Below are 9,935 nucleotides of genomic sequence, written 5' to 3'. Positions count from 1 at the left end.
TTTTTTTTATTCATTCATACTCATAAGGAACTCTTCATTGTCCTTTGTTTTCTTTATTCTATCTTGGATAAACTCCATAGCCTCTACTATATTCATATCGGATAGGTACTTACGAGCAATCCACATACGCTGGAGTGTCTTTTCATCTTGTAAGAGATCATCTCGGCGGGTAGAAGAGTTCACCAAATCAATAGCAGGGAAAATACGCTTATTGGCGATACGGCGGTCTAATTGCAACTCCATGTTACCCGTACCCTTGAATTCTTCAAAGATAACATCGTCCATCTTGGAACCTGTATCAGTAAGAGCAGTAGCAATAATAGAGAGAGAACCTCCGTTTTCTATATTTCGGGCAGCTCCAAAAAAGCGTTTAGGTCTGTGCAATGCATTGGCATCCAATCCCCCTGTGAGCACCTTACCTGAGGTAGGTTGTACGGTATTGTAAGCTCGTGCCAAGCGAGTGATAGAATCCAATAGAATTACTACATCGTGACCACACTCTACCAAGCGTTTGGCTTTTTCCAATACGATATTAGCAATCTTAACGTGTTCGGTGGCTTCCTTGTCAAAGGTAGAGGAAATAATCTCTCCACGTACGCTACGTTGCATATCAGTTACCTCTTCTGGTCGCTCATCTATCAGCAGTACCATAAGGTATACCTCTGGATGATTGTCTGATATGGCATTGGCAATATCCTTCAAAAGGCTCGTTTTCCCTGTTTTAGGCTGAGCAACAATCATACCACGTTGTCCCTTTCCTATAGGCGCAAAAAGGTCTATGATACGGGTAGAGACGGAGCTCCTACGCCCTGAAAGATTAAATTTTTCATTGGGAAATATAGGCGTGAGGTTATCAAAAGTTACTCTATCACGTACCGATTGCGGATCACAACCATTGATTTTTATTACTTTAATAAGTGGATAATACTTTTCCCCTTCCTTAGGAGGACGTACTGTTCCTAATACTGTATCTCCTGTCCGAAGTCCAAAAAGGCGAATTTGAGACGGAGATACATATATATCATCAGGAGAGGCCAGATAGTTAAAGTCGGAAGAACGAAGAAAACCATAACCATCAGTAATCAATTCGAATACCCCTTCACACTCTACAATCCCATCAAACTCAAAATCAGGAGAGCGATAGCGATTCTTCTTCTCCTTATCAAAATTTTCATTGCTATTTGCCTTGGGGGTATTGTTGTGATTCTGAGGCTGATTATTTTGCTGAGCTGGTGGATTAGGTGCTGCCGTAGAGGAAGTATGCTCTGTAGGAGCTGCTTTTGCTACTGGGGTAGTCTCTGCCTTCTTTGCAGAAAGGGAAGAATCAACTTCCTTACGCTCTTTTTTAGCGAAATTATTAGCTTTCTTATCCTTATTATTTGTATTCTGATTCTGGGAATATTTCCCTTTATTTTCCTTGTTTGTATTCTCAGACTGTTTGCGAGCAGGTTGAGGGGCAGCAGCATCCTTATTTTCCAAGGTTACAGAATTTTCCTTGGGTTGAGCATCTTTTTTGTTTTTCTCTTTTTTAGGACGTGCCTCTTGGGACTTTATAGGAGTATTGGGGGGAGTTTCTTTTTTTTCTCTATTGTCTTTATTTTCTTTGCTCTTAGGCACCTGTTTGGCAGGTTTAGCCTTTTTCTCGCTCCCTCCTGTAGGCTTTACCTCTTTCTGAGGTGCTATAACGGCAGGGTTCTCTGCTTGGAAATCAATAATACGATAGATAAGCTCTTCTTTTTTGAGTGCTTTAAACTTTTTCATTCCTAGGGATTGTGCAATTTCTTGCAAATCAGGAAGTTTTTTCTCCTTTAAATCGGAAATTTCAAACATATATTCAATAGATTGATATGAGTTTATTTTATATAGGGGATTAAAATAGAAAAAATATTCTATTTGGAAAGATGTTATAAAAATATAGTTGGGAATATTTTGAGAATATCACCTGTAGAGCAAGTGATCTATTTTATTTTCAAATACTTATTTGAGACGGCAAAGATACACATTTTTTTTAGGAAAAAACATTTTTTCATGAAATTTTTTTTTATTATCTTTGTCCCCACTAAATCAATGAAATGATACAACGTATTCAAACTATTTATATGCTGATTGTCAGCATTATAAGTGGAGTTGCTTTGTTCTTTAGCTTTGGGGATTGGGCTTGCTTATTACTCTTTGGACTAAGTGCCCTACTGGCTATAGTAAGTATATTTGCTTTCAAAAAACGACAAAATCAATTTGTTCTAAACAGAATCAACATATTGAGTAACCTTATTTTACTGGGTGTATTCTCGTGGAGGGTGCTACAGTCATCTGGAGAAAATTCTATTTCTGAGAAAGGTGTTCAGCTCGTAGTTCCATTCATTTCTATCGTATTTTTGTTCTTGGCCAATCGTGCCATTCACAGGGACGAAGAATTGGTAAAATCAGCAGACCGCCTACGTTAATACCGAGTAACTTTGTGTGTAGCTATCCTATACCCTGTGTGTAGGATAGTTTTTTTGTGCTTGTTCCAAAAAAAAGACTACTCCAAAAGAGATAGTCTTTTTCAAACCTATGTTTAACAGAAAATTATATACTTGTATAAGGAGCTTTCTTGAATTTCTTTACCAAATCCTTAGGTGCACCTTTTTGATTGACTAAGATAGCAATAGTTTTGTAGCGTACATAGTCTTTGCTAGCATACAAATAACCTTTGTTATCATTTTCTGTACCCCAAGAGTTCTTTACAATATAGTATTCCTTACCTGTTTGGTCTTTGGCAAGTCCTACAATGTGCATAGAGTGGTCATCAAGGGTCTGATAATTATCAAAAGCCTCTTGGCGCAACTGTGGAGTAATCACTTTTTCTTTCCAATAGGTGTGATAATAGTTTTCTTGTTCTGCAGGGCTTAGGCTCTCGAAGTCCTTTTCAGGAACGATTGCCAAACCATTCTGCCAACTGAAGAATTTTTCAGACACATCGGCTTCCCAACCTACAGTGTAGCCTTTTTTGAGGGCATAGTCTATGGTTCTAATTAGATCCTCCATATTTACATTGAAGGCATAATCATAGCTCCAGTTATCAGGCACAGCCATAAGGGTATTGTGATACTTAGGCTTGTCCTCTATGGAGATCATTTCAATGTATTTTTCATCTTCCAAACCTACATACTCTTTAGCAAAAGAGTGGGCATCATATATTTTTCCATTGTACATGAAAGTCTTAGGCACTTCTCCTAAGTAGGCGTCCATTTTCTTTTCAAACACCTCTTTCCAGTTGTCTGGGAGTTTTTTCATTTTGACAAGCTCTTCCAAGTAAGGCTTCAAGTCTTTTTGCATCTCGTCAAAATTGTTATAGGTAGCCCCATTGATAAGCCCTGTATAGGCAGACTGTGGAAGGACACCATAGCGACGATAACTGTTGATTACATCATGAGGTTCTCCTCCATCACCCCAGTTAAGCGCTCCCTGCATACGTACATAATTGATCGCTTTGTCCAAGTAAATCTTACGTGCTGTATAGATCTCGGCCAAGTCTACAGGTTTTTTCTTCTTTTTCAAGGCTTCAGATTCCAAGAAAGACGAACCTGCATAACTCCAACAAGTACCGCTCCAACCTTGGTTTTTCACATCAGTAGCATCCAAAGCTAATACAGGCTTGATCTGGTAGTACTTCTGAATATCTGCCCCTTTATTACTTGCCAATGCATTAATCAAGTTTTCTTGTGCAAAGGACTGTCCTGCACTTATAAGCACTAGAACAGAGAAAAATCTTTTTATCATTATATAGTAATTTTTGATATGCTCACTAACTTATGTAACCTGCTTTTTTGTATTTTTTAAGCAAGTCCTTAGGAGTGCCTTTTTGGTTAACTAAGATAGACATAGTTTTGTAACGTACATAGTTCTTAGATACGTACAAGTACCCTTTGTTATCATTATCAGCTCCCCAAGAGTTTTTTACAATATAATACTCTCTACCTTTTTGGTCTTTGGCAAGTCCTACGATGTGCATAGCATGGTCATCGGTAGTCTCGTAGTTGTCAAAACCTTGTTGGCGTAATTCAGGAGTAATCTCTTTTTCATTCCAATATACATGGAAATAATCTTTTTGTTCTGCCTCTGTAAGGTCATTGTAATCCTTTTCAGGTACTAAGGCCAATCCATTCCTCCAACTAAAATATTTCTCAGACACATCGGCACCCCAACCTACTGTATAGCCTTTGCTAAGTGCATAATCAATAGTGCGGATGATATCCTCCATATTCACATTGAAAGCATAATCATAGCTCCAGTTATCAGGCACAGCCATAAGGGTATTTTGATATTTTGGCTTATGTTCCACTGAGAGCATTTCTATATATTTTTCGTCTTGTAAGCCTACCACTTCCTTAGCAAAAGATTGAGGATCGTACATCTTACCATTGTAGAGGAAAGTTTTAGGCACTGCTCCTAAGTAAGTATCCAATTTTTGTTCAAATACCTCTTTCCAGTTAGCTGGAACTTTTTCGCTCTCTACAATTTCCTTGAGGTAACCCTCTAAGTCCTTTTGCATTTTGTCAAAATTATTAACGGTAGCCCCATTGATAAGCCCTGAATATACAGACTGAGGTACAGCGCCATACTTACGATAGATATTAATCACATCGTGCAATTCGCCACCATCTCCCCAAGTAAGAGCTCCATGCATACGCAAGTAGTTAATGGCTTTTTCCAAATATACCTTACGAGCTGTATAGATTTCTGACAAATCCACAGGTTGTTTTCCTTTTTTCATCATTTCTGACTCCAAGAAAGAAGCTCCTGTATAGCTCCAGCAAGTACCACTATGCCCTTGGTCTTTAACATCAGTTACACCTAAGGCAAAGATAGGCTTAATCTGATAATACTTTTGTACATCTTTTCCTTGATTGTTTGCCAAAGCATTGATCAAGTTATCTTGTGCAAAGAGCTGTCCTGCTCCCATGAGCACAAGAACTGAAAGAATTTTCTTTGTCATAATTAATAATTTAGAATACTATTTATACTGTATTTTTTTAATTTTTCTCGTCCGTTTAAGAAATCAAGTTCCATAAGGAAAGTACACTGTACAATCTCTCCTCCCAAGCGTTCTACAAGTTTGGTAGCAGCTAGTGCTGTTCCTCCCGTAGCTAGCACATCGTCATGCAAAAGTACACGTTCCCCCTTGGAGATGGCATCCATATGTATTTCCAAATTACTGCTACCATACTCTAAGTCGTAGTGCTCACTTATAATTTTCCCAGGGAGTTTACCTGGTTTTCTAATAGGAACAAAGCCCACATTAAGTGCATGGGCTAGAAGCATTCCAAAAAAGAAACCGCGACTCTCTATTGCAGCCACCTTGTCTATCTTCTCATTTTTGAGAGGTGCTAAGAGTTGTTGCAATACGGCCTCGGTTGCTTTGGCATCCGCCAATAGGGGCGTAATATCCTTGAATACTACCCCTTTCTTAGGAAAATCGAGAATATCTCGTACAAAATCTTGTATTTGTATATTATTCATTACAATTGTTTTCAAAAATACTTTCTGCAAAGATACGTTTTTTCAAGGGAAAAACCTAATATTTAATGATTAATGTGATTAATAGTTAGTCATTCGTCACTAATCATTAACCATTATTGTATGAGTCCGTCAACAATGCGGATAATCCGTTGTGTTTGGGCGGCAATATCTTCCTCATGAGTTACAATGATAATAGTCGTTCCCCGAGCATTTACCTCCTTGAATATCTGCATCACCTCGGCAGTCGTCTTTGAATCCAATTGCCCCGTAGGCTCGTCTGCCAGTAGCAAGGGAGCATTGGCAATAAGTGCACGGGCTATAGCTACACGTTGTTTCTGTCCCCCTGAAAGTTCATTGGGGTAATGCTTTGCCCAAGAGGCTATGCCCAAGGGTTCAAGCTTCTCCATGGCACGCTGTTCACGCTCTTTCTTAGAGACATGTTGGTAGAAAAGAGGCAAAGCGACATTCTCCACCACATTCTTATAAGCTATAAGATTGGCCGCTTGGAATACGAAACCTATATTTCGACTGCGATAGGCGGAGCGTTCTACAGCATTCAAAAGACTCATATCCTGTCCATCAAAATAATAAGTACCACTATCATAAGTATCCAATAGGCCTATGATATTCATCAAAGTAGATTTGCCTGAACCAGAAGCCCCCATGATAGAAACCATTTCACCCCGTTCTACCGTGAGATTGATCCCTTTGAGCACCTGTAGGGTGTCATACTCGGTGTGATAGGCCTTTTTAATATCATTGAGCTGAATCATTTTGAACAATTTTATCGTTAGTGGTCAATCCTTTAGTAACTTCTGTATATTTACCGTCAGAAATTCCCAATTCTATATACTTTTTCTCCAAGTTCATCCCATTCTTCACCCATACATAAGTCGAATCATTCTTATAACTAATGTATTTTTCCTCAATGGAAGGTACATTCTTCTTACTATTCAAGACGATTTCAGCAGTTGCTGAATAACCAGAACGGATTACAGGCATTTGTGCATTTACAGGAAACTCTGCTTCCAGGGTATATTTCATTATCCCATTTTCCAAAGTACCTTTGGAGGATATTTTAGTAATTTTAGCAGTAGTCTTAAGGTCTTTGTAAGCATTGAAAGCCAGAGAGATACTATCTCCCAAATGTATATTCTCCAAATACTGTTCCGCTAGCTGGGTACGGAAAACAAACTGACCCATCTTTGCCAAGATAGCCACAGTTATCCCTGAATTGAGGGTGTTACGTTCAATTACTGAAGCCCCTTCTTGTAGGGGTAAGTCTATGACTGTACCTGAAATACTAGACTTTACAATATTGGAGGTCTCACTCTTTCCTATCACTTTGCCTGTTTTCTGGATTGCTAATTGGTTCTGAGCCGATAGAAGTTGTTCCTTGGCTGTACCATATTCTCTTTCTGCGGTTTCCATATTGGCTTTGGAAATAGTCTGTGCTTCAAAGAGTTTTTTAGAGCGTTCATAGGAAAGCTTGGCCGCATCAAAGTTTATCTGTGCCATCTTGACATTATTCTCCAAACGTTCCAGCTCTAAGGTACTAGGTACAAGGCTAATAGAAGCCACAGGAGCGCCTTCTTGTACCACATCACCTATTTTGACAAATATTTTGTCCAAAACTCCTGAGAGTTGGGACTTGAGTTCTATTTCCTTAACAGGATATACATTACCAGGGATATAAATCTCTTCACTAATATCTCGATTCTCTATACTTATGGAATGCTCTTGCACTTGTGCGTTGGGGGTATTAAACCAGAAGAAGGCTACCACTCCCAAGACCACTATGGCTAAAAAGATAAAGAGTGTTTTTTTTCTTTTCATAAAACTATGTTTTGAATTTTGAATTTTGAATTATTTAAGGTTATTAGAATTTAAGGGCTATAGTCGCTGACCGCTAACTTACTGCTTTTCTCCAAAGAGATTAAGTTTTCTCACCCAAGAGGTTTTTTTGTAAGAGATAAAAATATCTATCAACAATAAAACAAAAGCGATGGCTAAGAACCATTGGAATTGGTCTTTGTAATCGGAAAACACCTGAGACTCATACTCGTTCTTCTCAATATTGTCCAAGGCCTTTTTTATATTGTCCAACACCTCACGAGTATTGGTACCGTCAAAATACTTACCCGATGCCCCCTGTGCTATTTCCTCTAAAAGGGGTTGATTGAGCTTGGTGATCACCACTTGCCCATCTTTATCTCTTTTGGGGAGGGTCTGTCCATTTTCAGTAATAGGAATAGTACCCCCTTGTGCCGTTCCCAAACCAATGGTAAAGATACGAATACCCTTATCATTGACCTCTTGGATCACCTCGCCTACTCCCTGCTCATGGTCTTCCCCATCAGAGAGGATAATAAGGATTTTAGAAGCCTGCCCAGAGTCCTGAAAGTAATCTATCGCCGTTTGTATAGCTTCCCTTATAGCAGTCCCTTGGGAGGAGAGCATATTGGTATTGATTCCTTCAAGAAATATCTTAGCTGCTGAATAATCCGATGTTAGTGGCAGTTGTGGGTAAGCCTGTGCTGCATAGGGCACAAAGGCTACTCTGTCTCCATGTAATTGTTCTATGACTTGGGAGATAATATGCTTCGCCTTTTCTATACGATTAGGCTTCACATCCTCAGCAAGCATACTCTTGGAGACATCGATAGCAAATACTATATCCACCCCTTCGCGCTTGACCGTCTCGAGCTTAGTTCCTACTTTGGGATTCACTAGCCCTATTACGATAAAGGAGAATATAAGAATAAAAAAAACAAACTTCACCCAAGGCTTGAAATAAGAGGTTTCTGAAGCCAAACGTGAAAAAGTCGTTTTCTCTGCAAATCGCCTCACCGCCCTTGCTTTCCATAGCTGTACCCCTACATAGAGTAGGGTAAAAAGTGGGAGCAAGAGCAATAGGTAAAAATATATTTTTTCTTCAAGGTGTATCATACAAAACTTCTAAAAACAGTGTGTCGCAATCCGAACTCAGCAGCCAAGAGAATCAAGGCTAAGAGTGCCCATAAGCGGAAATTTTCTTTGTGTTGGTAGTACTTGAGTTCTTCTATTTTCGATTTTTCTAACTTATCTATTTCAGTATATATCTGTGCCAATTTCTGGTTATCTGTTGCTCTAAAATAGTGTCCGCCTGTGGCTTCTGCTATCTGAGTAAGGAGTCTTTCGTCTATCTCCACGGGTACCATATCATACTGTAATGAGCCGTCAGGGTTATAGGCCACAGGGGAAAGTGCTTTACCATTGGTACCTATCCCAATAGTATAAACGCGTATGCCATACTCTTTGGCCAACTCGGCAGCACTAAGGGGGTCTATCACCCCTGTATTATTTACCCCATCGGTCATTAGAATAATTACCTTGCTTTTGGTCTTACTATCCTTTAGTCGGTTAATGGCTGTCCCTAACCCCATTCCTATGGCAGTACCATCCTCTATTTCTCCCTGCTTAATATCCTTAAGCGCTTGAAGCACTACCGACTTATCAGTGGTAGCAGGCACCTTGGTATAACTCTCTCCTGAATAAACGACAATACCTATACGGTCAGAGGCACGCTGCTCTATAAAGTGAGAAGCCACCCGCTTAAGGGCTTCTATCCTATTGGGTTTAAGGTCTTTGGCGAGCATACTGGAGGACATATCAATAGAAAGGATGATATCAATCCCTTCGGTAGTTTTCGTCTTGGTAATTTCAGAAGAAGAGCGTGGGCGCGCCAAAGCCACAATAAGGGCTGCCAATGCTAAGCATCGAAGTACATATAGGATAGGGCGCAGGGTAGTACGCCAAGTGTGCAATGGTTGTACCACTTGCAACGAAGAAAAAAGTACAGAGGGCATTTCCTTCTTTCGCCTAAACCACTGCCAGAGTATCAACAGTGGAAAGAGCAAGAAAAGCCAAAAAAATTGGGGATTCTCAAAGGTGATATCTTTCATTTTTAATCTTCAAAAACATACATGCTTTCAAGGCTCAAAGTTACTAATTTTTTCGGAAGTTTTCAACAGAAAAAGAAGATTTTTTTATGTAGAACAAGCTCCCAAAAGAAAAAGGCTACCCCCACAAGGGGACAGCCTTTAGTTTTACAAAACTATTTTAAATTAGTTTACTGCATTAGATAGTTCAGTTCCTGCTTTGAACTTTACTACTTTTTTAGCAGGGATACTGATGGTCTTACCTGTTTGAGGATTTCTTCCTTCGCGAGCAGCCTTCTCAGTCACTGACCAAGAACCAAATCCTACCAAAGAGATTTTATCTCCTTTTTTCAAGGTTTTTTCTACAGTTGCTAAAAAAGCTTCTAAGGCCTTTTTTGCATCGGCTTTTGAAAGTCCAGCCTCTTGTGCAATTGCGTCGATGAGTTCTGTCTTGTTCATAAAATAAATACTTAAATCGTTAAATACAGTACAAAAGTAAGGTTTTTATTGAGA

At 39.3% G+C, this 9,935-nt stretch carries 10 protein-coding genes; 1 reads left to right on the top strand and 9 read right to left on the bottom strand.

Annotated elements, in window-relative coordinates; all coding sequences use genetic code 11:
- Positions 1 to 6 precede the first annotated feature (6 nt).
- Positions 7 to 1,830 carry a transcription termination factor Rho gene (gene rho, locus Q0625_RS12300; RefSeq protein ID WP_298827804.1) on the bottom strand — a complete coding sequence of 608 codons (1,824 nt, stop codon included), beginning with the start codon at positions 1,828 to 1,830 and terminating at the stop codon, positions 7 to 9.
- A 242-nt stretch (positions 1,831 to 2,072) separates the two neighbouring features.
- Here rho and Q0625_RS12295 point away from each other — a divergent pair, with 242 nt between their 5' ends.
- A complete protein-coding gene (locus Q0625_RS12295) occupies positions 2,073 to 2,444 on the top strand; it encodes a DUF4293 domain-containing protein (protein ID WP_298827801.1) in 372 nt (123 codons plus the stop codon).
- 124 nt (positions 2,445 to 2,568) lie between these two features.
- On the opposite strand, the gene Q0625_RS12290 is transcribed toward Q0625_RS12295, so the two are convergent.
- The 8 genes from Q0625_RS12290 to Q0625_RS12255 form a co-directional block, all read right to left on the bottom strand.
- A complete protein-coding gene (locus tag Q0625_RS12290) occupies positions 2,569 to 3,762 on the bottom strand; it encodes a C1 family peptidase (protein ID WP_298827798.1) in 1,194 nt (397 codons plus the stop codon).
- A 25-nt stretch (positions 3,763 to 3,787) separates the two neighbouring features.
- Positions 3,788 to 4,978: a C1 family peptidase gene (locus Q0625_RS12285; protein WP_298827795.1), complete on the bottom strand. Its 1,191-nt coding sequence runs from the start codon at positions 4,976 to 4,978 to the stop codon at positions 3,788 to 3,790.
- A 2-nt stretch (positions 4,979 to 4,980) separates the two neighbouring features.
- A complete protein-coding gene (locus Q0625_RS12280) occupies positions 4,981 to 5,493 on the bottom strand; it encodes an adenine phosphoribosyltransferase (RefSeq protein ID WP_298827807.1) in 513 nt (170 codons plus the stop codon).
- A 122-nt stretch (positions 5,494 to 5,615) separates the two neighbouring features.
- Complete coding sequence (locus tag Q0625_RS12275; protein WP_298827792.1) at positions 5,616 to 6,275, bottom strand: ABC transporter ATP-binding protein; 660 nt, start codon at positions 6,273 to 6,275, stop codon at positions 5,616 to 5,618.
- A complete protein-coding gene (locus tag Q0625_RS12270) occupies positions 6,259 to 7,338 on the bottom strand; it encodes an efflux RND transporter periplasmic adaptor subunit (RefSeq protein ID WP_298827790.1) in 1,080 nt (359 codons plus the stop codon). The genes Q0625_RS12275 and Q0625_RS12270 overlap by 17 nt, the downstream gene beginning before the upstream one ends.
- Before the next feature lie 78 nt (positions 7,339 to 7,416).
- Positions 7,417 to 8,451: a VWA domain-containing protein gene (locus Q0625_RS12265; protein WP_298827788.1), complete on the bottom strand. Its 1,035-nt coding sequence runs from the start codon at positions 8,449 to 8,451 to the stop codon at positions 7,417 to 7,419.
- Positions 8,448 to 9,446: a VWA domain-containing protein gene (locus Q0625_RS12260; RefSeq protein ID WP_298827785.1), complete on the bottom strand. Its 999-nt coding sequence runs from the start codon at positions 9,444 to 9,446 to the stop codon at positions 8,448 to 8,450. Before Q0625_RS12260 ends, Q0625_RS12265 begins: the two co-directional genes overlap by 4 nt.
- Positions 9,447 to 9,608: 162 nt before the next feature.
- Entirely contained in the window at positions 9,609 to 9,881 is a 273-nt protein-coding gene (locus Q0625_RS12255; RefSeq protein ID WP_298827783.1) for an HU family DNA-binding protein, read from the bottom strand.
- Positions 9,882 to 9,935: the final 54 nt, after the last annotated feature.

Origin of the sequence: uncultured Capnocytophaga sp. (assembly GCF_938029845.1) — a bacterium.
In the GTDB taxonomy this organism is placed as follows: domain Bacteria; phylum Bacteroidota; class Bacteroidia; order Flavobacteriales; family Flavobacteriaceae; genus Capnocytophaga.
Note: the sequence above shows the minus strand (reverse complement) of the source record. Positions and strands in the feature narration are given on the sequence as shown.